Origin of the sequence: Mesorhizobium sp. M1328 (genome assembly GCF_040318075.1) — a bacterium.
Taxonomy (GTDB): Bacteria; Pseudomonadota; Alphaproteobacteria; order Rhizobiales; family Rhizobiaceae; genus Mesorhizobium.
Window position 1 is genome coordinate 68,842 of record NZ_JAMYLO010000006.1, and the last position, 26,201, is coordinate 95,042.

Consider the following 26,201-nt stretch of genomic DNA (forward strand, 5'->3'; position numbering starts at 1 on the left):
AGAATCCTGTTCTATTGTGTCGCGCCACCGTGGAGGGAGCAGTGCATGGACGAAAAACCAGTCGATTCGCTCAGCGAAAGCGAGGCGGCAAGCGAGTTGAAGCGGTTGGCGCAGGAGATCGCCGAGCACGACCGGCGCTACCATGGCGAGGACGCGCCGATAATCACGGATGCGGAATATGATGCGCTGACGCGGCGCAACCTCGCCATCGAACAGCGCTTTCCTGCTTTGGTGCGCGAGGATTCGCCCTCACGCAGGGTCGGCGCGCCGCCGGCGGAAGGCTTTGCCAAGGTGCGTCATGCGGTGCCGATGCTCAGCCTCGCCAAGGCCTATACCGACCAGGATGTCGCCGATTTCATCGTACGTGGCCGGCGGTTCTTTGATCGCGACAAGGATCTGGACATCGCCTTCACAGCTGAGCCGAAGATCGACGGGCTGTCGGCTTCGCTGCGTTATGAAGGTGGTGTGTTCGTGCAGGGAGCAACGCGCGGCGACGGCGCCGTTGGCGAGGACATCACCGCCAATCTGAGGACCATCGCCGACATTCCCAAGACCTTGAAGGGATCGGGCTGGCCCGAGGTCATCGAAATACGCGGTGAGGTCTACATGACCTACGCGGAATTCGAGGCGTTGAAGCAACGCTCGGCGGCGATCGGCGGCCAGGATTACGTCAATCCGCGCAATACGGCCGCCGGGTCGCTCCGTCAGAAAGACCCGTCCGTTACCGCCAGCCGCAACCTCAAGTTCTTTGCCTACGCCTGGGGCTTTACCACAAAGGATCCGGCTCCTACCCAGTACGATTCCGTGCAGAAATTCGCGGAGTGGGGATTCAAGGTCAGCCCGCTGATGGTCCGGGCAAGATCGGTCGAGGAACTGGTCGCGCATTATCACCTAATCGAGACCCAGCGCTCATCGCTTGGCTACGACATCGACGGCGTCGTCTACAAGGTCGACCAGTTGGAATTGCAGCGCAGATGGGGTTTCGTCACTGGCGAACCGCGCTGGGCCGTGGCCCACAAATTTCCAGCCGAACAGGCGATGACGACCGTGCTCAGGATCGACATTCAGGTGGGCCGTACCGGCACGCTGGCGCCCGTTGCCCGGCTTGCGCCCGTTACGGTCGGCGGCGTGGTGGTGGAGAACGTCACGCTTCACAATGAGGATTACATCAAGGGCTTGGACAGCAACGGCCAGCCGATCCGCGACGGCTATGACGTGCGTATCGGCGACACGGTGGTCATCCAGCGGGCAGGGGACGTCATTCCGCAGATCGTCAGCGTCGTCGCCGACAAGCGTCCGCCAGATGCCGTGCCCTACGAATTCCCGCACAAATGTCCGATCTGCGGCTCACCCGCAACGCGCGAAATCAACGAGAAGACCGGCAAGGAAGATTCCCGCCGACGTTGCACCGGCGAACTGATCTGCCCTGCACAGGCCGTCGAAGGATTGCGCCACTTTGTGTCGCGCGGCGCACTGGATATCGAAGGCCTGGGCGCGGAAAACATAGACCTGTTCTTCAATGCCGGGTTGATCAGGACAGCCGCCGATATCTTCACTCTCAGGGACCGCCGTCCCGCCGTCACCAAGGCGCTGGCGGAGCGGCGGGAAGAGCAGGCCAGGCAGCGTGAGGCCGCATCGGGCAAGACGCGCAAGAATGTACGCAGTGTCGAGGAACGCAACTACGACGGCCTCGACAAGCTCTTCGCTGCCATCGACGCTCGCCGCGAACCGGAACTCGATCGCTTCATCTTTGCGCTGGGCATCCGCCATATCGGCGAAACGACGGCCGCTGTGCTGGCCCGAACCTTCTCGACGATCGAGGAGTTGATCCGCATTGGCAAGGAGACAGCAGCGGCAGCCGATCCACACACCGTTTTTCCTTCCATCAACGGCATCGGCGACACGGTGATAGGCGCGCTTCGCGATTTCTTCGGCAATGAACGCAACGACGCCGTGCTTGAAGCGCTGCTTACACAGGTCCACCCGAAGCCGTACATCGTGAACGTCTCAGCCGATAGTGCGGTTGCCGGCAAGACGATCGTGTTTACAGGCACGCTGGAAAAGATGACGCGGCCCGAGGCCAAGGCGATGGCCGAACGTCTCGGCGCGAAGGTCGCCGGCTCGGTTTCTGCGAAGACCGATCTCCTGGTGGCAGGGCCAGGCGCCGGTTCCAAGCTGAAGGACGCGACCAAATTCGGCATCGAGGTGATCGACGAGGACACCTGGCTGCAGCGGATCGGCAAGGGCGGGTGATGGCGGCTGCGTTCAACGGTTTTGGGCAAAAGGCCATTCCCTTCCTCAAGGCGCTCGATTTTCATCAGAGCCGGGAGTGGTTTTTGGAAAACCGCGATCTTTTCGAGCGGGACCTACGTGATCCCTTCGGCGATCTGGTCGAGACGCTCTCCGAGCGCTTCACGGCCGCGGGGCTCGGTTTGCGCGGCGACCGCAAGAAGTCGCTGTTCCGGATTAACCGCGACGTGCGTTTTGCCAAGGACAAACGGCCCTACAACCGGCATTTGTCGGCGATCCTTTCGCCCGACGGCACCAAGATGGAACAGGGCGTGTTCTACGTCCATATCGGGCTCGAGCGCTGCTTTGCCGCCATTGCCTGGTGGCAGCCCGGACCGGAGCTATTGCTGGCGCTGCGCAACGCAATCGCGAAGCGGCCAGCTGAATTCCGCAGCCTCGTCGCGGCGCTGAAGAAGAATGGTCTCGAGTTCGACCCGGACGGCTGCATGAAGCGCACACCGCGCGGCTTCGAGCATATCGCCGAGCCCGATCTCGCTGCCGCGATCCGCAACCGGCATTTTGCCGTCCGGCACGCAATCGAGCCGGCGGATATCTACGGAGCTGGATTGGTCGACGAACTCATCGACTTCGTCATGCGGGCAAAACCGCTGCTCGACTGGGGCAGGGCGATCGAAGGCAAGGCTTCGCCGCGCTAGAGCGGGATGCGTTCAAATTGAACCGTGCATCCCCCTCTATCTGTCTGTTTTAGCCGCATTTCTGCGACGCCAAGTGATTCCACTTGGCTGCAAAATGCTCTAGCGGATAAATCAGACGGTCAAATGCGCCGCGCAGTGTAGAGGCTGGTGGTCATGTTGCGGGTTATGAAGCCTTGGAACTCGTCGCGGACGATGCGACCCAGCTCCGCCAGGATTGCTTCGCGGTCGCTGCGGATGTTGATATTGGAAAAAGTGGCATAGAGGGCGACCGTCTGGTCAGGATCGAGGACGAGCGACCAGACACTTGTCCGATGTTCGATGGCATCGAACGCGCCGGTTCGCTCCAGCGCCGCCACGCGGGCCTCGGCATCAAGGGCGAACGGAATACCATTTGAGCCCGCCGAAGGGCTCGAAGGCCCTTCAAGCAGTGCCTTCGTCGCATCATGAAAGGGATCGGGGCGACTGTTGTCGCCGAATACATTCCAGACCATTGCCCACCAGCCGCCCGGCCGAAGCAGCTCGGCGACCTTGACCAGCGCCGTGTCCTCATCCAGCCAATGAAAGGCAGTGGCGCTGACGCCGAGATCAAAACCGGCCTTCTTAAGGACGGCATCCTCAAACGCACAGACGCTCACCGAGAGCGCCTTGTCCTGAATAGTCTCGCAAAGGAAAGTCGCGAGGCGAGAATCCGGCTCGATGGCGAGCATAGGGCTCGCGCCCAGTTCGAGTAAGCGGCGCGTAGCAGTTCCTGTACCTGCGCCAATCTCGAACGTCGTCGTGCCATGCGCGAGACGGCACCGTTCACATAGAATTTCGAATACCCAATCAGGATAGCCAGGCCGCGTCGCGTGATAGCTGCCGGGATCGGCGCCGAAGGCCAGGCGGCCGAATTTTGGATCGATGAAAAATTCGCTCATTGCAACCACCTCTGGGGAACCACCTCTGGCCCTGGTCTGTGGCCGCCACTTTTGGCAAGGACCGATGGGCGCCAACGGATATGCCCTCCCAGGTGCCAAGCGTCTGATTTTTATCCACTGGGCATGGAGCGCGCTTGCCGCGACGCTTCAGCTGTCATTTCCGCTGATCGTTTGCCTCAAGCGAATTGGTGTGACAAGCCGGACCGCCCTCCCTACATAGGCCTTCCCGAGGAGCGATCGATGTCGGCGGAAGCAATCTCCGAAAACAGTGCGAAAAGCGATTTCTGGGACGGCGTACGGCTCAGCATGCCCGTCGTGGTGGCGTCGGCGCCGTTTGCGTTGCTGTTCGGGGCGCTCGCAGTCGACAACGGGTTTTCCGTGCTCGAAGCGTTCCTGATGAGCGCAACGGTGTTCGGCGGCGCCAGCCAGATGGTCGGCATCGAGCTGTTCGGCCAGCATGTCGCGCCGTGGCTGATCGTGCTGTCGATCTTCGCGGTGAATTTTCGCCATGTGCTCTATTCGGCTGGCATCGGCCGGCGCATCGCGCATTGGCCACTGATCCAGCAGGCGATAGGCTACTTCGTGCTTACCGATCCGCAGTTCGCGGTGGCCGAGCGCAAGGCGGAGGCCGGCGAGACCGTCGGGTTCACGTGGTATATGGGGCTTGGGCTGCCGGTCTATGTGTTCTGGATCATCGAAAGCGCGCTCGGCGCGATGTTCGGCAAGCTTATTCCCGACACCCATGCGCTGGGCATCGACTTCCTGCTGCCGATCTATTTTCTCGGCCTGGTCATGAGCTTCCGCAAGCGGCCGCTGTGGCTGCCGGTGGTCGTCGCCAGCGCTGCCGCCTCCATCATTGCCTATAAAACGGTCGGCTCGCCCTGGCATGTCTCCATCGGTGCGCTGGCCGGCGTGCTGCTCGCCGTCATCCTGCCGCCCCGCCACAGTGGCGTGGAGGCACGGCCATGAGCACGACCTTGTGGATCATTATCGCCGCTTCGATCGCGACCTATCTGACCCGCATCGGCGGTCATCTGGTGATCTCACGCTTCGACCATATCCATCCGCGCGTCGAAGCCGGGCTGAACGCCGTGCCGGCGGCGGTGCTGACCACGCTGGTGGCGCCGGCGGCGCTCAGCGCCGGACCGGCGGAATGGGCCGCCTTGATCGTTGCCGGCCTGGTCTCACTGCGCGGCGGCCTGATGGCGATGTTCCTGGCGGGTGCTGCCGTGCTGATCCTCGCGCGGCAGCTCGTCGGCTGATCGACTTTTGCCCTGGCGGCGAGAGCACATATGCGCTTTGCCGTAGCGACTATTGCCGCGCCGACCCGCAACAGGCTCAGCCGGATCGCCTCCGCTCTCTCCTGGTGGGCGCAACGCACGGCGTCGCTATAGAGCGCTTCGCGCTGCTTCGGCGTCAATGCGCTTAGATCGATCGGCTGGATGCCGAAGGGCTCACGCGACATTTCCATCTCCCCTGGTTTGCCGTGTTGATCGGCAGCTACACCGGCGATTTACGGGAAAGGCATAATCAGCTAAAATGAATAATTAAGATCGTTATGTTCTCTAGGAGAGATGTATGGATTTGGCCGATCTGCGCATCTTCCGCACGGTGGTGCGCGAGGGCGGAATCACCAGGGCGGCGGAAAAACTGTTTCGCGTGCAGTCGAACGTGACCACTCGCATCCGGCAGCTCGAGGAGGATCTCGGCGTGCAGCTGTTTATCCGGGAGGGCAAGCGCCTGCACGTATCGCCGGCCGGTCACAAATTGGTCGGCTATGCGGATCGGCTGCTGGCGCTTGCGGAGGAGGCGCGAACGGCGATGCTCGATCCACGCCCGCGCGGCACGCTTCGCCTAGGTGCCATGGAGAGCACCGCTGCGGCACGGCTTCCAAGTCTGCTCGCCGATTATCACGCACGTTATCCCGAAGTGGAAATCCAGTTGCGCACCGGCAATCCGCAGGTTCTCGCGACCGCCATGCTTGCCGGCGAACTCGATGCAGCCTTCGCCGCCGAGCCGATCGCCGACGCTCCGTTCGAAAAGCAGTCAGCATTCCAGGAGCAGCTGGTCATTGTCTCGGCGGCATCGCGCGTTTCGATCGACGACCGCCTGGACATGCCAAAAACCATGATAGCCTTCGAGCACGGCTGCCCGCACCGCAAGCGGCTGGAACAATGGTATGCGCGCAGAGGGTTCATGGCCGAGAAAACCATCGAGCTTGGTTCATACCATGCCATCCTTGGTTGCGTGGTGGCTGGCATGGGCATAGCGCTGATGCCGAAAAGTGTCCTTTCGGGTTTCCCGGAGAGCCGCTGGTTAAAGCTGCACGAACTGCCCTCTGACGAAGACAATGCCGTCACGGTGTTGTTCTGGCGCAAGGGAGCCAGTTCTCCCAATGTCACGGCTTTGCAAGAACTGCTTGCGGAGCAAAGCCTGTCAACCGGGGTTGCGGCCGCGACTATTGCTTGAAGTCGTGCGGCAGCGGGGCGGTTGCTTTTTCCAGCCAGGCCAGCGTTTCGCCGTCGAGCATCGGTCCGATCTCGGCCAGTACGCGCGCGTGGTATTCGTCGAGCCAATGGAGCTCGTCACGAGTCAGCAGGTCCGACCGGACCAGCCGCTTGTCGATCGGCGCCAGCGTCAGCGTCTCGAAGCCGTGCATGGCGATGTCGCCGCCCTCGATTGCCTCGGCCGGCGTCACCAGGATCAAGTTCTCGATGCGGATACCGTAGGAACCTTCCTTGTAATAGCCGGGCTCATTGGAAACGATCATGCCGGCCAGCAGCTTTTCGGTTCCGGTCTTGGCGATACGCTGCGGGCCCTCATGCACGGCAAGATAGGAGCCGACACCGTGCCCGGTGCCATGGGCGAAGTCGCATCCGTGTCTCCACAGCGCCAGGCGGGCTATGGCATCGATTTCGGAGCCGCGCGTGCCCTGGGGGAAGCGCAGCATGGAGATGCCGATCATGCCCTTCAGCACCAGCGTGAAGCGCTCGCGCATCTCCTCGGTCGGCGTGCCAATCGGCACCGTGCGGGTGATGTCGGTGGTGCCATCCTGGTACTGCCCGCCGGAATCGAGCAGGAACAGCTCGCCATCCCCCAGCTTGCGATTGGTGGCGCGGGAGACGCGGTAGTGCATGATGGCGCCGTTAGGACCAGCGCCGGAGATGGTATCGAACGATACGTCGCGCAGCGGCATTTGCGTTTCTTCGCCGGTTTGACGGCGCGTCTCCTCAAGCCGGGTGACAACGGCAATTTCGTCGAGCGTGCCGGGCTTCTGGCGATCGAGCCAGCACAGCAGCTTGGCGACCGCGGCGCCGTCGCGGCGATGCGCGGCGCGTGCGCCGGCGATCTCAGCTTTGTTCTTTGTTGCGCGTGGAATGCGGGCCGGATCGGGCACGGCAATGACGGTGCCGCCATTGTCCTCGACCAGCATTCTGAGCTTGTCCGCCGCGAGAACCGGGTCCAGCGCGATTTTTGCGCCGCCCTTGGCCCGGGTGACGATCGCCGTTTGGAATTCACCTGGCTCGTGCAATTCGGCGAGCTGCGTCAGATAGGCCGCGACGGTGCGCGAAAACTTGCGCTGGTCCATGAAAAGCAGATGCGAGCCGTCGGCGGCCAGCACGGCAAAGCCGAGCGCCAGCGGTGTGTGCGGTACGTCGCCGCCACGAATGTCGAAGGCCCAGGCAATGGAGGAGGGGTCGGTCAGCACGGCATGGGTGGCGCCGTCCTTCTCGATGGCCGCCGCCAGCCGCACCAGCTTGTCTTTGGCCAGTTCGCCGGCAAAGCCGATCGGGTGGATCTCGACAGGCGCCAGTGGCGGCCCGGGCTGATCCTGCCAGATGGCGTCGATTGGATTTTGTTCGAGCGGCACCAGTATCGCGCCTGATTTCTCCGCCGAGGCTTTCAGCGCCTTGACGTCACTGATCGTATGCAGCCACGGATCGAAGCCCAACCGCACGCCCTTGCCGAGATTGTCCTTGATCCAGTTGGCCGGCGGGTTGTCGACAAGACTCTCGATCGAAAAGATGTCGAGATCGACTTCCTGGCGCACCTGCAGCGTATAGCGCCCGTCGACAAACATGACGGCGCGCTCGCCAAGCACAATGGCGACGCCGGCCGAGCCGCTGAAGCCGGTCAGCCATTTCAGCCGTGCCGAGCGGTCGGCGACATATTCGCCCTGGTGCTCGTCGGCGCGGGGCACGATGAAGCCATCCAACCCGTTCGCCGCCAACCATTGGCGCAGCATTGCCACGCGCGGCTTGCCAACGGCCGGATCGCCGGCGGAATCGAAGGTCTGGAACATGTCGGCTCTCCTCGAATGCTGGCGCGACCGTAGCGCATGACTTCGAAAATCGGAATCGATTTTCGGAACGATTATGCCTGGCTACTGGTGTCTTTTTGCGCATAGAGCCATGCAAAATCGGCGATTTCAAAAAGCGTCAGCAAGACTTACCTTCTTAACGTGGAGGAAAGTGTCTTGCTGCCTGCAAAGGAGACCATGATGTCCACGATTTCAGCCAGACGCGGATTTTTCAGAAACGCCATGAACGCGCTGATCGAAGCTCGCCAGCGCGAAGCGGGCCGGTATGTGAGCGGCGTTCTGCTTGGCTTTGACGACGAAACGCTGAAAGCTCACGGCTACGATCGCGAACAGCTGAAGAAAGCGGCGAACTCGCGCTAGGCTTGAGGAAATTCCGGCTTTGCTTGAAAGCGTCGCGCCTCAGCGCTTGAGGTGAATCGTCACCCAGCCCTCGCGGTGCAAGGTGCGGACGTGCCGGAATTTCTGGCCGACATAGGCTGCGATTACCGCGTCGCGCTGGCGCTCGAGGATGCCCGACAAAACGATCGAGCCACCGAGCGCGATATGTCCGGCCATTTGCGGCGCCAGACGCATCAGCGGCCGCGCCAATATATTGGCGACGATCAGGTCGAAGGGCGCACGCGCGGCAAAGATCGGATGATGAAAACCGGGCGCCGCCACCGTTTCGACGAGCCCCTTGACATGGTTCAGCCGCGCATTGGCGGCGGCCACCTTGACGGCGACCGGGTCGATGTCGGTCGCCAGCACCCGAATATGCGCGAGCTTGGCCACTGCGATGGCGAGCACCGCACTGCCGGTGCCAAGGTCGAGCGCGTTGCGCGGATGCTCGCGCCGTACGACCTTCTCCAGCATTTCGAGGCAGCCGGCGGTGGTGCCGTGGTGGCCGGTGCCGAAGGCAAGGCCGGCCTCGATCTCGATGGCGAGTTCGCCGCTGTGGCGCTTCCTGCGGTCATGCGCGCCATGGACGACGAAGCGCCCGGCCCGCACCGGCTTCAATCCCTCCAGCGAGCGCGCCACCCAGTCGATGTCGGGCAGCGCTTCGCGCGCTATCGGTTTCGACAATGACAGACCGGCAAGGATGTCCCTAAGCCGCGCCTCGACCGCATCGACGTCGTCGTCGGCATAGAGCGATACTTCGTGGATGTCGCGGTCCTCGTCGACCTCGAGCACCGCAATCGGCAGGCCTTCATCGTCGAACGCCGCACCGAGCGCCGCGAAGATGCGATCAGCCTCGATCTTGCCCGCGGTGAAATACAAACGCGTCTGCGTCATTATCGGATATGTCAACCTTCCGCCGCCAGCCGTTTGAGCTTGACGATGGCGGCGTCCGGGCTTTCGCCATAGGCAATGGTGCCGGCAAAATCGCCCTTGGCATTGAGCAGCAGCACCGAAGCGGTGTGGTCCATCGTGTAGTCGCCGTCGTTCGTGTCGACTTTCTTCCAGTAGATGCCGAAGGACTTGGCCATGGCGTGGACCTTGTCCGGATCGCCGGTGATGCCGAGGATGCGATCGGAGAAATTGCTGACATAGGTGTTCATGATTTCGGGCGTATCGCGCTCCGGGTCGACCGTAACGAAATAGGCACGCAGGTTCTTGCCGTCGTCGCCCATCGTCTTCAGCCAGCCGGCCAACTCGAAAAGCGTGGTCGGGCAGACTTCCGGACAATGGGTGAAGCCGAAGAAGACGACGCTGGGGTGGCCGCGAAAGGCGGCTTCGGTGACCGGCGCGCCCTTCTGGTCGACCAGCGTGAAAGGTGCTCCGAACGGCTCGCCGCCATAGTGTCCGCGGTACCAGTCGAAGGTGAGCCAGCCGATTCCGGCGGCCATCAGGACGAGAATACCGACCAGAATTGAACGCATCATCAGTGAAGTCCGTCGTTATTTCCATCGGGCGCCGGATTGGCGCCGTGAAGGCCCTGGCTCGGCGAACACTCTTAGCGGTTCGGTCGCGCCGACGCAAAGATGTCGCGTTGCCGCAACCGGCAAATGCTGTGGGAGGCGATCTGCTTGCAAAGCGCTGCCGTTCGTCCCACCTGAGGTCGGCAAAATTCGAACCCGCAGGAGGCCTCTTTGCGAAAACTGATTGGCGGCGCGTTGGCCGCATGCCTGGTCATTGGTGCCGGCTCGGCCGTCGCCGAGGAAGTCGGCAAGGTCGGCGTCGATTGGCTCGGCAACGATATCATCGTCGAGGCGATCAAGGATCCGAAGGTCGAGGGCGTGACCTGCCACGTCTCCTATTTCGACCGTGGCGTGATCGACCGCCTGCAGAAAGGCAACTGGTTCGAGGACCCGTCCGATTCTTCGATCTCCTGCCGCCAGACCGGACCGATCACCATTGGCGACATTGACATGAGCGAGGCCGGCGAAGAGGTGTTCAAGCAAGGCATCAGCCTGATCTGGAAAAAGCAGGTGGTGAACCGCATCTACGACAAGGCCAACGAGACGCTGATCTACCTGTCGCATTCGCGCCAGGTGCAGGATGGCTCGGCAAAAATGTCGGTCACCACCGTGCCGCTCTACGGCCAGAACGTGGTGTGGACCAGCGGCAAGCCGAAATAAAGACTTAAGGTGCTACAGGGTCCTTGGCGCGTCCAAACGGATGCGCGGCGCTGCACTCGGCTTGCGAGACTATGCGCGCGGGCGTAAAGCGCGCGCATGGACCGTCCCGAACACCTTGTCCTGAAAGATCCCGAGCCGCGCATCCATCCGACGGCGGAGCTGAAGGCGTGCAAGCTTGGACGCTACGCGTCGATCGGCGAGCGGGTCATCTTACGTGAAGTCATGGTTGGGGACTTCTCCTACTTCGAGCGCCACGCCGAGGCGATCTATACGACGATCGGCAAATTCTGCTCGATTGCCGCCAACAGCCGCATCAATGCGCTGGAGCATCCGGTCGAGCGGCTGACGCAGCACAAGATCAGCTATCGGCCTAACGAGTACTTCCGCTGGCTGGGTGTCGATCAGCTATTCCGGGACCGGCGACGGGCGAAAGCCGTCAGCATCGGCCATGATGTCTGGATCGGCCATGGCGCCGTGATCATGCCTGGCATAGTGATCGGCAATGGCGCGATCGTCGGTGCCAACGCGGTGGTGACGCGCGACGTGCCGGCCTATGCAATCGTCGCCGGCGTTCCGGCCAGGCCAGTGCGGCAGCGCTTCAGCGCGGAAACTGCAGCCCGGATCGAACGTCTCGCCTGGTGGGACTGGCCGGTCGAGAAACTGGCCAGAGCAGTTCCCGACATGCAGGCCTTGCCCATCGAGGCTTTCCTCGACCGCTGGGAAAACGACGCCGCCTGATCGTTGCGAGCGCGGCGCGTGCGCGGTTTGACCGTGAATTCCTCCTCGCAGGGAACTCGAAGCAGCTGCCGATTGTTTCTCCCTGCCATGATCGAAAAGCTGTTCACCAGGATCGCCAACTATATCGCCCATCTTGCCGGTCTGCCGCCGACGTTTGCCGTCTGTTTCCTGATCATTGTGGTCTGGGCGGCAAGCGGTCCGGTCTTCGGCTTTTCCGACACGTGGCAGCTCGTCATCAATACCGGCACCACGATCGTCACCTTCCTGATGGTGTTTCTCATCCAGAACACCCAGAACCGCGACAGTGCAGCGATCCAGGCCAAGCTCGACGAGTTGATCCGCGTCAGCAAAGCCAAGAATACCTTTATCGGCATCGAACACCTGACCGAATCCGAAGTCGAGGAAATCCGCGCGAAATGTGAACGTGCGGCGAAGCGGCACGACGAACAGATCGCCGACATGGCCGCAGCAAAAGCCGTGGCTAAGAAGCGCAACGCTAAGAAGCACACGGCGGCGTGAGCGAGCTTGTTGTTAGGCTTCCCAACAGAGCCTACGCGAACGGCCGCGGGATCATTTCATGAATGCTGCAAAGGCTTCCTTGTAGTCCGGGTGCCAGCGCGACAGAGCGGGGCGGTTCTCGATGATGTCGCCAATCGCCCAGGCCATGCGCTTTTCGTCCATCGACCGGGTCGCCTCGTTATCGGGACACAGGATGTAGAAATCGCCGCGCCGCAGCGAGGCCAGCATGAAGTCGATGACCTGCTCGCCCGTCCAGGCGCCGGCCGGCTTTTCGGTCGCACCTTCGGTCAGGCCGGTAAAGGTAAACCCGGGGATGAGCAAATGCGCCGCGACATTGGCGCCGGGCTCGTTGCGCAGCGCGTGTGCAAGGCCCTCGGTATAGGTCTTCACGCCAGCCTTGGAGACGTTGTAGGCGAGGTTGCCGGGCGGCGTGGTGATGCCTTGCTTGGAGCCGGTGTTGACGATCAGGCCAGGTTTTCCCGCCGCCAGCATGCGCGGCGCGAAGGCCTCGACGCCATGGACGACGCCCCAGAAATTGATGTCCAGCAGCCGCTTCCAGGCCTCGCGGTTCTCCCAGGGCTTGCCGGGGTTGTTGCCGACGCCGGCATTGTTCATCAGAAGCGAGACGTCGCCGAAGGCGCCGAATGTCCTTTCGGCCAGACGGTCGAGCTCGTCGGCTTTCGAGACGTCAGTGGCAACGGCAAGCACGGCACTGTCGCCGGCGATGGCGGCGACCGCGTGTCGGGCCTCATCGAGGCGTGCGCCGCCGATGTCGGCCAGCACGATCTTCATGCCCATCGCCGCCAGCCGTTTGGCCGCGGCGAGGCCGATACCGCTGGCCGCGCCGGTGATGACGGCGACATTACCGGAGGCAAGTGCGGGCAGGGCGGTCTGGATCTCGGCGTCGGTGGTCATGATTTTCTCCTGTTCTGGCCGCGGCGAACTTAGCGCGGAACGAGGCTCGCGCAAGCCGATGCCGCCATCTTCGGGTTGACCGCGTCGGCGGGCGCTGCGCATGCTGATATCGAAAAAGGAGACTGACGATTGACCGACTGGATCGAGATCCTGAAAGAACAGACCGCAACCGGCGACCAGATGAGCCGCGAAGTGCCGCAAATGCTTGCCAATCCCGACATCAGCGAAGCGCAAGTGAAAACGCTGTTTTCGGCGCTCGAAAAACAGGCGGAGTTCGTCGAAAAGCTGCGTATGGCGCTGGAAAAGTTCGGCCACGATTTTTCAGTGATCAAGGCGGCCGAGCGGCTGGAGGAGCGCTACGCCGACCTAGCCGCTTCGGTAGCGGAAAAGCTGAAGGAAATGCGAGGCTAGAGCCTGTTCCATCCCGATAAAACTCGGGATCGGGCTCTATCTTCTCGTTTGACCATGATCTTTCCGAAACCGGCATCCACTTTTCGCTGACGCGGTCCTTCGGTTCGGGATCATGATCTGTCTATTTCTCGATTAGCCGCTCGAAGCGCCTGTCCGGCACTAACCAGATCAGCGCCACGAGAACGTAGATCGAGACACCGATCCAGTGATTGACGAAGGTCAGTGCGACGCCGGCGATATAGAGGGCTAGCGAGATCTTTCCCTTGAGGTCATTGCCCAACGCCCTGGCGAAAAGGGTCTCGCTGCCGTGCAGCCGATGCAGGGCCATGGTGAGGATGTTGAAGCCGACGGCGCAGAGCGCCAGGCCGATGCCATAGACGGCGACAGGCACCGGCGCGAAATGGTTCTCGCCCATGAAGGCTGTCGTCGCCGGCATCAGCGACAGCCAGAACAACAGGTTGAGGTTCGCCCACAGCACGCGGCCGTCGACCCGCTGCACGGCATGGAACATGTTGTGCAAATTGTTCCAGTAGATGCCGACATAGATGAAGGACAGCACATAGCTGAGGAATATCGGCCAGAGCGGTGTCAGCGCGGAAAAATCCTCGCCATGCGGCACCTTCAATTCCAGCACCATGATGGTGATGATGATGGCGACCACGCCATCGGTGAATGCCTCGACCCGTCCTTTGCCCATGAATCTCCCCTGACAATCGGCTGAAGTTAAAAGAGGATCTCGCTCAGCGCCATCGGCAAAGCTGCCAAACTTGTCAGGAGCAAGTCGGGGAGGGGGAACGGCTGACGCGAAACAGGCGTTAGGGTGTCAGATCCCGAACAGCAAAAGGTCCGAAAAATGACCGCTCACGCTCAAGTCATGACGCGCGATCACGAACTCGGCGGCCGCGCTGCAGCGGCCGCCGTGGCCGCCATGATCGCGGCTCTTTTCGCCGGCAGCACGGCGCTGACGCCGCTTTACATCATCTACAAGCAGGTCTTCGGCTTCTCGCAGATCACTTTGACGCTGGTCTACGCCGTCTATGTCATCGGCAATCTGGCGGCGCTGCTGATGTTGGGGCGTGTGTCCGATGTCATCGGGCGCCGTCCAATGGCATTGGCCGGGATGGCGGTGGCCGTCGTCAGCGCGGTGGTGTTCCTGTTCGCCGAAAATGTCGCCTGGCTGGACATCGCCCGAATTCTGAGCGGATTAGGAATCGGGGTCGGCGCGGGTACCGGCACCGCATGGCTCGCTGAATTGCTGTCGACCGACGACAAGTCACAGGCGGCGACGATTGCCACCAGCACCAATTTCCTCGGCCTCGGCCTTGGTGCGCTGGGGGCCGGGTTGCTCGCCGAATATGCGCCTTGGCCGCTCAGGCTGACATTCGTCGTCTACCTGGCGATGCTCGCGACTGTAACCCTGCTGGTCTGGCGCACGCGGGAAACCGTTTCGCGGCCGGGGAAACTGGCTGACGTTTCGATGCGGCCGCGGCTTTCCGTGCCCAATGACATCCGCGCAAGTCTCGTTGCGCCGGCGGTGACCGGCTTTGGCGCAATGGCGCTGGTCGGCTTTTATGCAGCACTCGCACCGAGCATTTTGGCGCAGCAGCTGCACGTAATCAACCATGCCGAAGCCGGCGCTCTGTTCTTTGAATTGGCGATCGTGACGGCCGTCACCATTGTAGCGACGGCACGTCTTTCGAGCCGAGCCGCGATGTTCGCGGCGCTTGCGCTGATCCCAACCGTCGCGCTGATTGTTGCGGCGCAGGTCTTCGCATCGATGGCCATAATGATTGCCGGGACCGCCTTGTGCGGCGTGGCCGCAGCGCTCGGCTATCGCGGCGGCTTGCAAGTGGTGAACGAGATAGCGCCTGCGGACCGGCGCGCCGAAGTGGTCTCCGCCTTCTTCATCTGCTGTTTTTGCGGCAACGCGCTGCCGGTGATCGGCATCGGCATCCTGTCGACCGTGGCGAGCGCGACCGTGGCGAGCCTGGCCTTTGCCGGGATGATCGTCACATTTTCCCTGGTGGCGCTCTGGTTTGGCGCGAAATACGCGCGCTGAGCCGGCCTTTCAGCCGTTCGGCGTCTCGGGCGACAGGTGCGCGCGCTGGCGCGGTACGCCGAGGCCGGTATCCGGCGGTTCGCCGGCAGCCGGCCGGCTCTCGATCATGTGCAGGCTGCGCCAGCGGCCGAAGCGATAATAGGCCGCGGCCAGCGCGAGCGAGGTTATAGAGCCGGCCGGAAAGCTCCACCACAGCGCTTCCTCGCCGATCACGCTTCGCAAGAAATAGGCGAAGCTGGTGCGCACCAGCAGCACCGAGATCACCAGGATGATCAGCGGCGGCATCACCGCACCGGTGGCACGCACGGTGGCGAAGAGCACGATGGTGATGCCGAACAGGGTGAAGGACCACGACGCGATCTTGTTGATGTGAGTGGCGATGTCGATCGCTGCACTGTCGCTGCCGAGGAAGAGGCTGAGCACCGCGCGATCGAACACGAACAGCAGCGCGACAAGAACGCCGGTAAGCAGAAGGTTGAAGCCGACGCCGGAGGCGGCGATGCGGCCGATCCGGTCCCAGCGCCCGGCGCCGACATTTTGCGCCGCCATGGACGAGACCGCGGCGCCGATGGCGAGCGCCGGCATCTGGATATAGGTCCAGAGCTGTGCGGCTATGCCGTAGGCAGCCGCGACCTGCGAGCCGTACGAGTTGACCATGCCCATCACCGTCAGCGCCGCGGCCGAAACGACGATCATCTGCAGGCCCATCGGCACGCCCTTGAAGACGACAATGCGCAGCAGCGCCGGGTCCGGCCGCAGCAGAGCAAGATTGGCGCCGGCCAGCCGCAGCGGGTGCTTGCGTGCATAAAGCACGATCAGGATGGCAACCACGCTTGCCGTCTGGCCGATCAGCGTTGAGGCGGCCGAGCCGGCGATGCCGAGTTCGGGGAACGGGCCGATGCCGAGGATGAGCAACGGGTTCAAAACGACGTCGAGCACGACGGCCAGCGCCATAAAAAGGAAAGGCGTCCGCGAATCGCCGGCGCCGCGCAGCACCGTCATGACGAAGGAGAGCAGGTTCATCATCGGCACGGCCAGGAAGATGATGCGCAGATAGGAGCGCGCCAGCGGCAAAGCATCGGCCGGCGTGCCGAGCGCATCGAGGATCGCATCGACCCAGATCCAGCCGCAGACCGCGAACACCACCGAGACGAGGAAGAAGAAGGTGGCGCTGGTGCCGACGATGCGCCGGGCTTCGGGCAGGTCACGAGCGCCGACGGATTGCGCCACCAGGATGGTCGCCGCCATGCCGATGCCGAACACCGTGCCGAGGATGAGAAACAGCACGAGGTTTGCATTGGACGTAGCGGTCAGCGCCGCTTCACCGAGGAAACGACCGACCCACACGGCATTTATCGAGCCGTTGAGCGACTGCAGCACATTGGAGCCGAGCACCGGCAGGGCAAACAGCAAAAGGGTACGCGGGATAGGCCCACTGGTGAGGTCGCCGGTCCGCCGGCGCGGGGGCATGTTGTCGTCCATGGCAGGCAACTCGGCGAAGGCTTGTCTGAGTCCGCAATGATTGCCGATTTAACGGGAGAGGTCGATGCGGCGTCGCAAATTCCGCCCGGCGTGCCTTGATCTAAGCATTTCTCAAATCTTCCGGAATCGTATATTGATCCCCACGCGTGGGGCCGCATTTTCCTGGATCTCATGGGTAAGCCGGGGGGCTCATGTCCGATATTCCGTTGTTTTTTGAGCGCCTGAACCGGCGCGCGTTTCTTGGTGCATCCGCTCTGGGCGCGGCCTCCGTGGCTCTTTCGTCCTGCACCACGACGGACGTGGCGGCGCCGCCGGTGACAGCGGCGCCGAGCGAGCCGGCTCTCGGCGATGCGGCAAGCATGTATGCGGCGCGCGTCGACGAGGGCTATCAACTGCCGGCAATCCCGGTGGCCAAGGTCGATCCGAAATTCGTGCGTCAAATCGTGTCCGACCCGACCGGAGAAAAACCCGGCACGATCGTCGTCGATACGTCCGAGCACTTCCTCTATCTGGTGCGCGACGGCGGCAAGGCAATTCGCTATGGCGTCAGCCTCGGCAAGGCCGGTTTCGGATGGACCGGCAGCGCCGTGGTTCAGGCGAGGAAAAAGTGGCCGGTCTGGACGCCGCCGCCGGAAATGATCCAGCGCAGGCCGGAACTGGCGAAATACAAGGACGGCATGCCGCCCGGCCCGCAGAGCCCGCTTGGCGCGCGCGCGCTGTATCTCTTCCGCGACGGCAAGGACACAATGTACCGGCTGCACGGCACGCCGGAGTGGGATTCCATTGGGAAGAACGCTTCCTCCGGCTGTGTGCGCTTTATGAATCAGGACATTATCGACCTCTACAGCCGCGTCGACGGCGTCGTGCCGGTCTTCGTGCGCCCGAACCTGTCGGCTGCCGGGAAGATCGCCGCCGTGTCGAACAGGACGGCCGACCCGATCGATGCCGGCGTGCCAAAGGACGCGGAGATGTTGAGGTAAGTGCCTTCGACGGGATCCTCAGTCGCAGGTTTGCGACGCCTAGGACACCGTCCTTGCGCGGGCGAGCCGCAACTGAAGGGCACGACCTTCAATCGCGCCAGCTTAGGCGGACGCGTTCGGCGCGTCCGCCTGTATGGGTCCGCTACTTCCCGGCGAGGCCGGGAATCGTGACCTGATAAACCAGGAACATGGTGTCGACATCGGCGCCATCCTCGGCCTTGTAGGGCGCGCCTACCTGGAAACCGTCCTGGGTGAGGAAGTCGTTGTCATTGGCGACGAACAGGAAATAGTCGTCGGGCAGCTTTGGGTCGAGGACGCTCACCACCGACATCGCCTCCCATTTCTCCGAAAGGTTGTTGCGGTCATTGGGCGCGCCATTGTGCAGCCCGAAGCGGCCGAACTCGGTCTTGTCGTTGATGTCAATGAACGGCGTCAGCTTGGCCGGCGTCACCGAGGTATCGAGCTCACCTTTGGGCGCAACCGGCTTGTCCTTGTCGAACTCGGTGCCGGTGATGTCGGTTGCCGCCGACACATCGAGGACGCTGATCTCGCGATGGAGCGAGGTGTCGCCCTTCACCCCCTGGCCGTTGCCGCTGTCGCGCGCCAGCATCAGGAAGGTCTTGTCCGACAGAGCCACGATTTCGCTCTGCGCGGCAATCTTGGTCTTGCCCTTGGCATCGGTGAACACCGGCAGCGGCACGACATATTCATGCGCAAGCTTGAGTTGGGCCGGATCCGAGGCATCGTAGACCAGCGCGCGCGTGTTCTGGCGCGTCGAAGCGGAATCGCCACCATCTTGTCTGGGTGCCGACTGCAGCACGGCGATCAGGAACTTGCCGTCCGGCGTCAGTGCCATGCCTTCGAGGCCCTGGTTGTTCTGGCGGCCGGTTTCGGGATCCTTCGGATCTGGGTCTGCCGCGCCAGGTCCCGGATTGTCGGACGCGAAGTTCGGCGTCCCGTGACGCATCGGGACAAGCGCCGCCGGCGGCTGCGTTGCCGACATCAGACGCCCATCGGCGGAGAAGCGGTAGATGTTCGGACCGTATTCGTCCGAGATGAACATCGTGCCGTCGGGCAGCCGCACGATCGCCTCGTTGTCGAGCGCAAGCTTGCCGTTGGCTTCGGGCAGGATCGGCATGTCGTCGGTCGCGGCGCGCACGCCGTTGAGCGGATCGAGGCCGGTTGCGTCGGCGCCCTTGTCGTCGGTCAAAAGCATGGTGTCGGCTAAGGTTGCCTTGAGGCCGGACTGTTCCTGGCCGGTGGCCGGTGCCGCACCCGGCGCGATCGGGACGAACTCGAGAGCGATCGTGTTGAGGCGCGGACGGTAATCGGTGGTGCCGACGACATTGTAGCCGCGATCCGGCAGCAGCCACAGCGAGCCCTTATAGCCGTCGGGGCCATGCGTCCAGCCGGCAGCGTCGATCGCCATGCCCGAGCCGGAGCCAAACGTCTCGCCGAACTTGTCCTTCTGGCTGGCCGGGATGCGGCCGACACCGACTAGGCCCTTGTTGACGAAGCTGACGCCGCCGACGGTCGCGGCGTCTTCAGCCGAGGCCGAGGTCAAGGCGGTGAACATCGCCAGCGCGACGGCGAGGGACGCGTTTCGGTGCAGGTTTTTCATGGAAATCCTCTTTGTGACAAAGCTGCCGGGACATGAAAAAGCGCCGCGTCGCATCAAGGATGCCGCGAAAGCCTTCGGAGAAGCGATCTAGGACGCGAACATGATACTTGCGTGACAGTGCCGCGTTTGCTTGTCCCCCCGTGGTCGCAACTGGCCTGGGTATGGCGAATTCGTCGCCGCCGAGCGAGCAATTAACAACTTTACAAATAATCATTCTTATGTAAAGTCATGACAATGAAAGGTCCCCGATGACTGCCTATCGTTTCGCCACCCGCCTCAATTCCTTTGCCTCGGGGCCACAGTCCGAGTGGCCCGATCTTGTCGGCAAACCGTCTATGCTGCAAATGGCGGCACGTGCGGCGAAGGTTGCGGAGTTGACCGATCTCGACCTCAACTTCCCCGACCATGTCGATGAAAAGCCTGCGGATATGGCGCGCAAACTCGGCGATTTCGGGCTTTCCATCAATGGCTTCGCCATGCGCTACTACTCTAACCCGGCTTTCAAGCTCGGCGCCTTCACCAATCCGGATCCTTCCGTTCGCCGCGAGGCTATCGACCTGACCAAGGCTGGCATCGACGCCGCGCGCGAGGCCGGCGCCAGCCTGATGACATTGTGGTTGGGGCAGGATGGCTTCGACTACGCCTTCCAGGCTGACTACGCAACACTTTGGCAACACGAAATCGATGGTATTCGTGAAGTAGCGGCGCATGATCCGGGCTGTCAGATCAGCCTTGAATACAAACCCAACGAGCCGCGCTCCTACAGTCTGATGCCCGATGCGGCGACGACGTTGCTGGCCATCCGCGAGATCGGCCTGCCCAATCTCGGCGTGACGCTCGATTTCGCCCATGTGCTCTACGCCGACGAGCAGCCGGCTTTCGCCGCCGCCCTCGTGGCACGGCATAGCAAGCTGCTCGGCGTGCATCTCAACGACGGCTACGCCAAGCGCGACGACGGCTTGATGGTCGGGGCCGTGCATACGCTGCAGACGATTGAGTTGCTCAGGCAGATCCGCCGCGACGGCTACGCCGGCGCCATCTACTTCGACACGTTCCCCGACATGACCGGGCTCGACCCGGTCCACGAATGCGAAGTCAACATCGCGACTGTGAAGCGCATGCTGCGCGTCGTCGATCGGCTGGACGGGGACAATCGCCTGTCGACTGCCGTCGACCGTCAGGACGCGGTCGCGTCGCAGGCCATCATCCAGGAAGCCATGCTCGGGCCGGACAGCTGAGGCCGGGGCCATCACCGTTTTCAACAAGGGAGGAAGACCATGAAATTTCTGTTTGCCACCGCCACCGCTGCCCTGATGGCGCTGTCCATAGGCTCGGCGTTTTCCGCAGACCTCGCGCCGCTCAATTCCGACACCGAGAAGGATCGCATCGACTGGTCGCAGCTCGAGGCCAAGTTCGGGGCCTTCCCCAAGCTGCCCGAGGGCACCAAGGCGGGTGCGGTCTCCAAGACGCTGACCAACGAATACTGGCGCTCTCTGGGTGAGGGCTACAAGTCGTTCGGCGACCGCATCGGCGTGCCGGTCGTGTATCAGGCGGCGCAGAGCGAGGGCGACCAGCTCGGCCAGCTCACCATCGCCGAAGGCCTGGTTACGCAAGGCTACAACGTGCTGCTCGTTTCGCCGCAGACCGACTCCAACCTGCAGCCGATCATGGAACAGGCCAAGGCCGCCAACGTGCCGGTGGTCAACGTCAATGACGCGGTCATCCCGCAGGCCGAGTACTATGTCGGCAATGTCCAGCGCGACAATGGCGTGCGCGTCGCCAAATGGTTCATCAAGAACCGGCCGGATGGGGGCAAGGTCGCCATCGTCGAAGGCCAGGCCGGCGTCTACGCCGCCGTCCAGCGCACCGACGGCTTCAAGACCACCATCACTGAAGCCGGCAAGTTCGACGTCGTCGCCAGCGTCCCCGGCAACTGGGATCGTCAGACCTCCTACGACGCGGCCACCAACATCCTGCAGCAGCATCCCGACCTGATCGGTTTCTATGCCAACAATGACGGCATGGCGCTGGGCATCGTCGAGGCGGTCAAGGCAGCCGGTCTGCAAGACAAGGTGGCCGTCTTCGGCACCGACGGGATTTCCGATGCCTACGCCTCGATCCGCGCCGGCGAGCTGACCGGTACCGTCGACTCGTTCCCGGTGCTGACCGGCGAGGTGGCGCTGGAATCGGCGCTGCGGCTGGTGGCCGGGCAGAAACTGCCGCGCGTCGTCGCCACGCCGCAGGCGCTGATCACCAAGGACAATGCCGACCGTTACTCCGGCGGTGGCGATTCCGTGCGCAAGGCGCTGCTCGAGGACGCGGCAGCGGGCCAATAGAGCAGGGGCGGCGGGTGCCGGCCTTGGGTCGGCACCCTTGCCTGGAGAACTGAAGCAATGTCAGCGCGGTTGCAATTCGAGGGCATTTCCAAGGTGTTTCCGGCCGTGCGGGCGCTGAGCGATGTGTCCTTTTCGGTCGGCGCCGGCGAAATCCATGGCCTGCTTGGCGAAAACGGTGCCGGCAAGTCGACGCTGCTGCGCATACTGTCAGGCGTCTACCGGCCGACAGCGGGAAGCGTTTTCATCGACGGCAAACCGGTGACGTTGAACAACCCGGTCGCGGCGCGCGCCGCCGGCGTCGCGATGATCCATCAGGAATTACAGCAGGTGCCGCGCCTCAGCGTCGCCCAGAACATGTTTCTCGGCCATCCGCTGACGCGGGGCGGCGTCTTCGTCGCACGGCGCGAGCAGGAGCGCCGCGCTGCGGAAGCCCTGGCCGCCATCGACCCGACCATCGATCCGGCAGCGCCGCTCGGCAGCCTGAAGGTCGCGCAGCGGCAGATCGTCGAGATCGCCCGGGCGCTGCTCGATCGTGCGCGCATCGTGGCGATGGACGAGCCGACATCGAGCCTGACGCCGAGCGAGTTCGAACGGCTGGCCGAAGTCATTGCCGGCCTGGCCCGCGACGGTGTCGCGGTCGTCTATGTCTCGCACAAGCTGGACGAGGTGTTCGGTATCTGCCAACGCGCCACCATCATGCGCGACGGCGTCGTGGTCGGGTCCGTCGATCTTGCGCAGGTGTCGGAAAAGGCCGTCGTTTCGATGATGGTCGGCCGCGAGCTTGCCCAGGAACAGCACCGCTCGCATACGTCCAGTGATGTCAGGTTGAGCGTTCGCGGCCTCGCCTCGGCGACCAAGGTCCGTGACGTCTCGTTCGAGCTGCATCGCGGCGAGGTGCTGGGCATTGCCGGCCTGGTCGGCTCGGGCCGCACCGAACTGCTGCGGCTGCTGGCTGGCGCCGACCGCGCCTCATCAGGCGCGGTTGAAATCGACGGCGAGGCGGTAAAGCTTTCCAGTCCGCGCGACGCGATTGCGGCCGGCATCGGCCTGGTGCCGGAGGAGCGCAAGCGCGAAGGCATCGTGCCGTTGCGGTCGATCTCCAGCAACATGGCGCTGGCCTCGATGGGCGTGTTCGCGCCGCGCGTCCTCATCGACCATCGCCGGCTGAAGCGCGTGGCAGCCGAGAAGATGAAACGCGTCAATCTCAGGCCGTTCCTGCTCGACCGGCCGATCCGCCTGTTCAGCGGCGGCAACCAGCAGAAGGCGATCATCGGCCGCTGGCTGGCGGCGGGAACGCGGATCCTTCTGTTCGACGAGCCGACGCGCGGCATCGATGTCGGGGCCAAGGCGGAGATCTACCACCTGATCGAGGAGCTTGCCGCCGAAGGCCATTCGGTAATCGTCGTGTCGTCCGAACTCCCCGAGGTGATCCGGCTCGCCGACCGCGTGCTGGTCATGCGCGACGGCACGGTCGCCGCCGAACTGGGCCGCGCAAGTCTCAGCGAACACGCGATCGCCGCGCACGCCATACCCCAAACGGAGATTGAGGCCGGCAAGGCTCAAGGCCATCGGGCCGGTGCATAACGGACAGGACCAGCGGATGACCGATATAACCGAACACACAGCAGCGCGCCCGAGGGCAGATTTCCTGCACCGGTTTTCAGTGCGCGACGCCGGCACGCTGATCGGCCTGGTGGTGATCCTTGCCGTGTTCGGGGCGCTGGTCCCCGGCTTTTTTGCCGAGCGTAACCTGATCAACATCCTGCAGCAGTCGAGCATCAATGCCTGCCTGGCGTTGGGCATGACGCTGGTCATCATTTCGGGCGGCATCGACCTGTCCGTCGGGCCGACGGCAGCTCTTTCCGCCGTCATCTCGGCCTCGATGCTGGTGGCCGGCGTGCCGTTTCCGCTGGCCATCGCCGCTGGCTTCGCCATCGGCCTTGCCTGCGGCCTGCTCAACGGTGTGCTGGTCGCCTATGTCGGGCTGCAGCCTTTCATCGTCACGCTCGGCACGCTGAGCACCTACCGGGCGCTGGCGCTGATTTACACCGGCGGCAATCCGGTGCTCGGCCTGCCCGCCGGCTTTCGCGCCATCTTCAACGGCTCGCTGTTCGGATTGCCGTTGGCGGTCATCATCGTGGCCGTGGTCGCGCTGATTGCCTGGATCATCCTCAAAAAGACGCCTTTCGGCGAATATCTGCTCGCCGTCGGCGGCAATGAGGAGGCGGCCTACATAGCCGGCGTGCCGATCGCACGCACCAAGATCGCCGCCTATATGATCTCGGGCCTGCTGGCAGCGCTTGCAGCGCAGATCCTGATCGGCCGGCTGGGTGCGGCCGAACCCATTCTGGGCAATCTCTGGGAGCTCGACGCCATAGCAGCGGCGGCAATCGGCGGCGCCTCGCTAATGGGCGGCAAGGGCAGCGTCGTCGGCACCATCCTGGGTGCCGTCATCCTTGGCAGCATGCGCAACGGCCTGACGCTGATGAACGTGCAGTCCTTCTATCAGCTCTTGGCAACTGGCCTTATAATCCTCGCCGCGATGCTTATCGATCGCGTGACGAGGGGACGTGGATGACCTTGACCGGGCTGGACCTGAAAGCAGTAGGACCGCGCATCCGCATGATGATGCCGCATCTGACGCCGCTCGAGGCGAAGGTGGTTGAAACCGTCTTCGGACGGCGCGGCTTCGACGAGACCATACCGCTCAAGCAGATCGCCGAGGAGGCCGGTGTGTCGGAGGCGATGGTGGTCAAGATCGCCAAGAAGCTGGGTTTTTCCGGCTATCGCGACTTTCGCACGGCGGTCTATGAATACAGCCGCCTGCCAACTGCCGAGATGCATCAGGAGCTGTCGGTGGACGACAGTTCAGCCGAGATCGTGCAGAAGGTGTTCCGCACGTCCATCCAGGCGCTGGAGGAGACGCTGGCCATTCTCGACATGGACGATTTCGACCGTGCCGCCGATCTGCTTTACCGCGCCAGGAATCGCGATTTCTACGGCGTCGGCGGCTCGGCGCAGATCGCACGCGACGTTTCGCACAAATTCCTGCGCATCGGCATCCGCACTTCTGTCTATGACGATTCGCACATGATGCTAATGTCGGCCTCGCTGCTCGGCGCCGACGACATTGCTGTCGGCTTCTCGCATTCCGGCAACACGAGCGCCGTCATCGATGCCATCCAACTTGCGCGCAAAAGCGGCGCGCGCACGCTGGCCATCACCAACTACGACAACTCGCCATTGGCAGCCGTCGCCGACATCGTGCTCTGCTCGACCGCGCAAGGCTCGCCGTTGATGGGTGAGAACGCGGCGGCGCGCATTGCCCAGCTCAACATTCTCGACGCGCTGTTCGTCGCGGTCGCGCAACGCGACTACCAGGCGGCGGAGCGCAATCTCGGCCGCACCATGTCTGCGGTGACGTCGAAACGGAAAGACAAGAACTCATGAAAGGCAAGCGGCTCGTGAAAGTCAGGGGCACATGACGGCTTCCCCGCCGCTGGTGACCGTGTTCGGCAGCCTGCATTACGACATCATGGTCGAAGCCCTCGATCGCCCACGCAAGGGCGAAACGGTGACCGGACATGCCTGGCATCCAAAATGCGGCGGCAAGGGCGGCAACCAGGCGGTGTCGGCAGCGCGGGCCGGCGTGCGTGCGGCAATGATCGGAGCTGTCGGCGACGACGATTTCGGCCGCGCGCTTCTCGACAATCTCGACCGCAACGACGTTGACCGGCGCTTCGTGCGGGTCGCTTCCGCTGCCGGCTCGGGCATGAGCGTGGCGATTTTCGACGACAGCGGCGACTATGGCGCGGTGATCGTCTCGGGCAGCAATCTCACTCTCGGCGAAAAGGACATTACGGAGGCGGCCGAGCTGATCGCGCAAACGGCGGTTCTGCTGCTGCAAAACGAGATACCGGAAGCCGGCAACATTGCCGCGGCGCGGACGGTGAAGGCGCATGGCGGCCGCGTCGTCCTCAACGCGGCGCCGGCGCGAAAGCTGACAGCCGAACTGATCGCGCTGACCGACATCGTCATCGTCAACGCCGTCGAGGCGGAGTTCCTGGCCGGCGTTTCGGTCGTCGACACACTCGAGGGTGCTGCGAAGGCGGCCGGCATGCTCGTCGGTTTCTATCCGGCTGCGATTGTCACCGCCGGCGGCGAGGGCGTTGCCTATTGCGACCGCGACGGCCACGCATTCGCCTTGCCGTCGATGCCGGTGAAGGTGGTCAGCACGCACGGCGCCGGTGATGAATTCGTCGGCGCCTTCGCGGCGGCGCTTGCGCTTGGGCAGCCTGTCGAGGCAGCGCTTGCCGCCGCCAATGCCGCCGCTTCCTTGCTGGTCGCAACGCCGGAGCGCGAGCGCGGCCGGCTTGATCGACCTCAGCCTGCTCAGTGA

26 protein-coding genes are annotated in these 26,201 nt (G+C 63.1%); 18 read left to right on the forward strand and 8 right to left on the reverse strand.

Annotation, left to right across the window (positions count from 1 at the left end):
• Positions 1-45 precede the first annotated feature (45 nt).
• The gene (ligA, locus tag NKH23_RS14330) at positions 46-2,253 is read left to right on the forward strand and encodes an NAD-dependent DNA ligase LigA (RefSeq protein ID WP_352912762.1); all 2,208 of its coding nucleotides are present in this window, start codon (positions 46-48) and stop codon (positions 2,251-2,253) included.
• The gene (locus NKH23_RS14335; RefSeq protein WP_352716794.1) at positions 2,253-2,945 is read left to right on the forward strand and encodes a DUF2461 domain-containing protein; all 693 of its coding nucleotides are present in this window, start codon (positions 2,253-2,255) and stop codon (positions 2,943-2,945) included. Before ligA ends, NKH23_RS14335 begins: the two co-directional genes overlap by 1 nt.
• Before the next feature lie 119 nt (positions 2,946-3,064).
• Here the strand turns inward: NKH23_RS14335 and NKH23_RS14340 are convergent, their stop codons facing one another.
• A complete protein-coding gene (locus NKH23_RS14340) occupies positions 3,065-3,862 on the reverse strand; it encodes a class I SAM-dependent methyltransferase (RefSeq protein WP_353034990.1) in 798 nt (265 codons plus the stop codon).
• Positions 3,863-4,102: 240 nt separating this feature from the next.
• On the opposite strand from NKH23_RS14340, the gene NKH23_RS14345 reads away from it, so the two are divergent.
• From NKH23_RS14345 to NKH23_RS14355, 3 genes are all read left to right on the forward strand, one after another.
• A complete protein-coding gene (locus tag NKH23_RS14345) occupies positions 4,103-4,831 on the forward strand; it encodes an AzlC family ABC transporter permease (protein WP_352575100.1) in 729 nt (242 codons plus the stop codon).
• Positions 4,828-5,124 (forward strand): AzlD family protein, encoded by a 297-nt coding sequence (locus tag NKH23_RS14350; protein ID WP_352465131.1) that lies wholly within the window; start codon positions 4,828-4,830, stop codon positions 5,122-5,124. The genes NKH23_RS14345 and NKH23_RS14350 overlap by 4 nt, the downstream gene beginning before the upstream one ends.
• 322 nt (positions 5,125-5,446) lie before the next feature.
• Positions 5,447-6,331, forward strand: a complete 885-nt coding sequence (locus NKH23_RS14355; RefSeq protein ID WP_352978540.1) for a LysR family transcriptional regulator — start codon at positions 5,447-5,449, stop codon at positions 6,329-6,331.
• On the opposite strand, the gene NKH23_RS14360 is transcribed toward NKH23_RS14355, so the two are convergent.
• Positions 6,321-8,165: an aminopeptidase P family protein gene (locus tag NKH23_RS14360; protein ID WP_352912766.1), complete on the reverse strand. Its 1,845-nt coding sequence runs from the start codon at positions 8,163-8,165 to the stop codon at positions 6,321-6,323. The genes NKH23_RS14355 and NKH23_RS14360 overlap by 11 nt on opposite strands.
• Before the next feature lie 174 nt (positions 8,166-8,339).
• On the opposite strand from NKH23_RS14360, the gene NKH23_RS14365 reads away from it, so the two are divergent.
• Entirely contained in the window at positions 8,340-8,543 is a 204-nt protein-coding gene (locus NKH23_RS14365; RefSeq protein ID WP_353034992.1) for a hypothetical protein, read from the forward strand.
• 39 nt (positions 8,544-8,582) lie between these two features.
• On the opposite strand, the gene NKH23_RS14370 is transcribed toward NKH23_RS14365, so the two are convergent.
• The gene (locus tag NKH23_RS14370; protein WP_352912768.1) at positions 8,583-9,455 is read right to left on the reverse strand and encodes a 50S ribosomal protein L11 methyltransferase; all 873 of its coding nucleotides are present in this window, start codon (positions 9,453-9,455) and stop codon (positions 8,583-8,585) included.
• A gap of 11 nt (positions 9,456-9,466) precedes the next feature.
• On the reverse strand, positions 9,467-10,045 hold the full coding sequence (locus NKH23_RS14375) for an SCO family protein (RefSeq protein WP_352912769.1): 579 nt from the start codon (positions 10,043-10,045) through the stop codon (positions 9,467-9,469).
• Positions 10,046-10,252: 207 nt separating this feature from the next.
• Between NKH23_RS14375 and NKH23_RS14380 the strand changes: the two genes are divergently transcribed.
• From NKH23_RS14380 to NKH23_RS14390, 3 genes are all read left to right on the forward strand, one after another.
• The gene (locus tag NKH23_RS14380; protein WP_352912770.1) at positions 10,253-10,741 is read left to right on the forward strand and encodes a CreA family protein; all 489 of its coding nucleotides are present in this window, start codon (positions 10,253-10,255) and stop codon (positions 10,739-10,741) included.
• 96 nt (positions 10,742-10,837) lie between these two features.
• Complete coding sequence (locus tag NKH23_RS14385; RefSeq protein WP_352978544.1) at positions 10,838-11,479, forward strand: DapH/DapD/GlmU-related protein; 642 nt, start codon at positions 10,838-10,840, stop codon at positions 11,477-11,479.
• A gap of 87 nt (positions 11,480-11,566) precedes the next feature.
• Positions 11,567-11,998: a low affinity iron permease family protein gene (locus NKH23_RS14390; protein WP_352912839.1), complete on the forward strand. Its 432-nt coding sequence runs from the start codon at positions 11,567-11,569 to the stop codon at positions 11,996-11,998.
• Between the two features lie 51 nt (positions 11,999-12,049).
• On the opposite strand, the gene NKH23_RS14395 is transcribed toward NKH23_RS14390, so the two are convergent.
• The gene (locus tag NKH23_RS14395) at positions 12,050-12,913 is read right to left on the reverse strand and encodes an SDR family NAD(P)-dependent oxidoreductase (protein WP_352912772.1); all 864 of its coding nucleotides are present in this window, start codon (positions 12,911-12,913) and stop codon (positions 12,050-12,052) included.
• Between the two features lie 129 nt (positions 12,914-13,042).
• On the opposite strand from NKH23_RS14395, the gene NKH23_RS14400 reads away from it, so the two are divergent.
• Positions 13,043-13,324, forward strand: a complete 282-nt coding sequence (locus tag NKH23_RS14400) for a hypothetical protein (RefSeq protein ID WP_023721174.1) — start codon at positions 13,043-13,045, stop codon at positions 13,322-13,324.
• Between the two features lie 121 nt (positions 13,325-13,445).
• Here NKH23_RS14400 and NKH23_RS14405 read toward each other — a convergent pair whose 3' ends face one another.
• Positions 13,446-14,021: a TMEM175 family protein gene (locus NKH23_RS14405; RefSeq protein WP_352912773.1), complete on the reverse strand. Its 576-nt coding sequence runs from the start codon at positions 14,019-14,021 to the stop codon at positions 13,446-13,448.
• Between the two features lie 156 nt (positions 14,022-14,177).
• On the opposite strand from NKH23_RS14405, the gene NKH23_RS14410 reads away from it, so the two are divergent.
• The gene (locus tag NKH23_RS14410) at positions 14,178-15,383 is read left to right on the forward strand and encodes an MFS transporter (protein WP_352912774.1); all 1,206 of its coding nucleotides are present in this window, start codon (positions 14,178-14,180) and stop codon (positions 15,381-15,383) included.
• A gap of 9 nt (positions 15,384-15,392) precedes the next feature.
• Here the strand turns inward: NKH23_RS14410 and NKH23_RS14415 are convergent, their stop codons facing one another.
• The gene (locus NKH23_RS14415) at positions 15,393-16,865 is read right to left on the reverse strand and encodes an MATE family efflux transporter (protein WP_352912775.1); all 1,473 of its coding nucleotides are present in this window, start codon (positions 16,863-16,865) and stop codon (positions 15,393-15,395) included.
• Positions 16,866-17,056: 191 nt separating this feature from the next.
• On the opposite strand from NKH23_RS14415, the gene NKH23_RS14420 reads away from it, so the two are divergent.
• Entirely contained in the window at positions 17,057-17,845 is a 789-nt protein-coding gene (locus NKH23_RS14420) for a L,D-transpeptidase (RefSeq protein WP_352719012.1), read from the forward strand.
• A 142-nt stretch (positions 17,846-17,987) separates the two neighbouring features.
• On the opposite strand, the gene NKH23_RS14425 is transcribed toward NKH23_RS14420, so the two are convergent.
• A complete protein-coding gene (locus NKH23_RS14425; protein ID WP_352978546.1) occupies positions 17,988-19,466 on the reverse strand; it encodes an esterase-like activity of phytase family protein in 1,479 nt (492 codons plus the stop codon).
• 248 nt (positions 19,467-19,714) lie between these two features.
• Between NKH23_RS14425 and NKH23_RS14430 the strand changes: the two genes are divergently transcribed.
• The 6 genes from NKH23_RS14430 to NKH23_RS14455 are packed head-to-tail and all read left to right on the forward strand — an operon-like array spanning position 19,715 to position 26,201.
• Complete coding sequence (locus NKH23_RS14430) at positions 19,715-20,704, forward strand: TIM barrel protein (protein WP_352719010.1); 990 nt, start codon at positions 19,715-19,717, stop codon at positions 20,702-20,704.
• Between the two features lie 39 nt (positions 20,705-20,743).
• Entirely contained in the window at positions 20,744-21,802 is a 1,059-nt protein-coding gene (locus NKH23_RS14435; protein WP_352719009.1) for a sugar ABC transporter substrate-binding protein, read from the forward strand.
• Positions 21,803-21,859: 57 nt separating this feature from the next.
• Complete coding sequence (locus NKH23_RS14440; RefSeq protein ID WP_352912777.1) at positions 21,860-23,386, forward strand: sugar ABC transporter ATP-binding protein; 1,527 nt, start codon at positions 21,860-21,862, stop codon at positions 23,384-23,386.
• 16 nt (positions 23,387-23,402) lie between these two features.
• Complete coding sequence (locus NKH23_RS14445) at positions 23,403-24,380, forward strand: ABC transporter permease (protein ID WP_352719007.1); 978 nt, start codon at positions 23,403-23,405, stop codon at positions 24,378-24,380.
• Complete coding sequence (locus tag NKH23_RS14450) at positions 24,377-25,252, forward strand: MurR/RpiR family transcriptional regulator (RefSeq protein ID WP_023721163.1); 876 nt, start codon at positions 24,377-24,379, stop codon at positions 25,250-25,252. Before NKH23_RS14445 ends, NKH23_RS14450 begins: the two co-directional genes overlap by 4 nt.
• Before the next feature lie 31 nt (positions 25,253-25,283).
• Positions 25,284-26,201, forward strand: coding sequence for a ribokinase (locus tag NKH23_RS14455; protein ID WP_352912779.1), 918 nt, complete (start codon positions 25,284-25,286; stop codon positions 26,199-26,201).

Bases quoted from the DNA above. Each gene is read 5' to 3' on its own strand.
- NKH23_RS14335 (WP_352716794.1), top strand. From the start codon at position 2,253: ATGGCGGCTGCGTTCAACGGTTTTGGGCAAAAGGCCATTCCCTTCCTC.
- NKH23_RS14450 (WP_023721163.1), top strand. From the start codon at position 24,377: ATGACCTTGACCGGGCTGGACCTGAAAGCAGTAGGACCGCGCATCCGC.
- NKH23_RS14350 (WP_352465131.1), top strand. From the start codon at position 4,828: ATGAGCACGACCTTGTGGATCATTATCGCCGCTTCGATCGCGACCTAT.
- NKH23_RS14395 (WP_352912772.1), bottom strand. From the start codon at position 12,913: ATGACCACCGACGCCGAGATCCAGACCGCCCTGCCCGCACTTGCCTCC.
- NKH23_RS14405 (WP_352912773.1), bottom strand. From the start codon at position 14,021: ATGGGCAAAGGACGGGTCGAGGCATTCACCGATGGCGTGGTCGCCATC.
- NKH23_RS14445 (WP_352719007.1), top strand. From the start codon at position 23,403: ATGACCGATATAACCGAACACACAGCAGCGCGCCCGAGGGCAGATTTC.
- NKH23_RS14390 (WP_352912839.1), top strand. From the start codon at position 11,567: ATGATCGAAAAGCTGTTCACCAGGATCGCCAACTATATCGCCCATCTT.
- NKH23_RS14425 (WP_352978546.1), bottom strand. From the start codon at position 19,466: ATGAAAAACCTGCACCGAAACGCGTCCCTCGCCGTCGCGCTGGCGATG.
- NKH23_RS14345 (WP_352575100.1), top strand. From the start codon at position 4,103: ATGTCGGCGGAAGCAATCTCCGAAAACAGTGCGAAAAGCGATTTCTGG.
- NKH23_RS14420 (WP_352719012.1), top strand. From the start codon at position 17,057: ATGTCCGATATTCCGTTGTTTTTTGAGCGCCTGAACCGGCGCGCGTTT.
- NKH23_RS14430 (WP_352719010.1), top strand. From the start codon at position 19,715: ATGACTGCCTATCGTTTCGCCACCCGCCTCAATTCCTTTGCCTCGGGG.
- NKH23_RS14375 (WP_352912769.1), bottom strand. From the start codon at position 10,045: ATGATGCGTTCAATTCTGGTCGGTATTCTCGTCCTGATGGCCGCCGGA.
- NKH23_RS14415 (WP_352912775.1), bottom strand. From the start codon at position 16,865: ATGGACGACAACATGCCCCCGCGCCGGCGGACCGGCGACCTCACCAGT.
- NKH23_RS14440 (WP_352912777.1), top strand. From the start codon at position 21,860: ATGTCAGCGCGGTTGCAATTCGAGGGCATTTCCAAGGTGTTTCCGGCC.
- NKH23_RS14410 (WP_352912774.1), top strand. From the start codon at position 14,178: ATGACCGCTCACGCTCAAGTCATGACGCGCGATCACGAACTCGGCGGC.
- ligA (WP_352912762.1), top strand. From the start codon at position 46: ATGGACGAAAAACCAGTCGATTCGCTCAGCGAAAGCGAGGCGGCAAGC.
- NKH23_RS14370 (WP_352912768.1), bottom strand. From the start codon at position 9,455: ATGACGCAGACGCGTTTGTATTTCACCGCGGGCAAGATCGAGGCTGAT.
- NKH23_RS14435 (WP_352719009.1), top strand. From the start codon at position 20,744: ATGAAATTTCTGTTTGCCACCGCCACCGCTGCCCTGATGGCGCTGTCC.
- NKH23_RS14455 (WP_352912779.1), top strand. From the start codon at position 25,284: ATGACGGCTTCCCCGCCGCTGGTGACCGTGTTCGGCAGCCTGCATTAC.
- NKH23_RS14340 (WP_353034990.1), bottom strand. From the start codon at position 3,862: ATGAGCGAATTTTTCATCGATCCAAAATTCGGCCGCCTGGCCTTCGGC.
- NKH23_RS14385 (WP_352978544.1), top strand. From the start codon at position 10,838: ATGGACCGTCCCGAACACCTTGTCCTGAAAGATCCCGAGCCGCGCATC.
- NKH23_RS14360 (WP_352912766.1), bottom strand. From the start codon at position 8,165: ATGTTCCAGACCTTCGATTCCGCCGGCGATCCGGCCGTTGGCAAGCCG.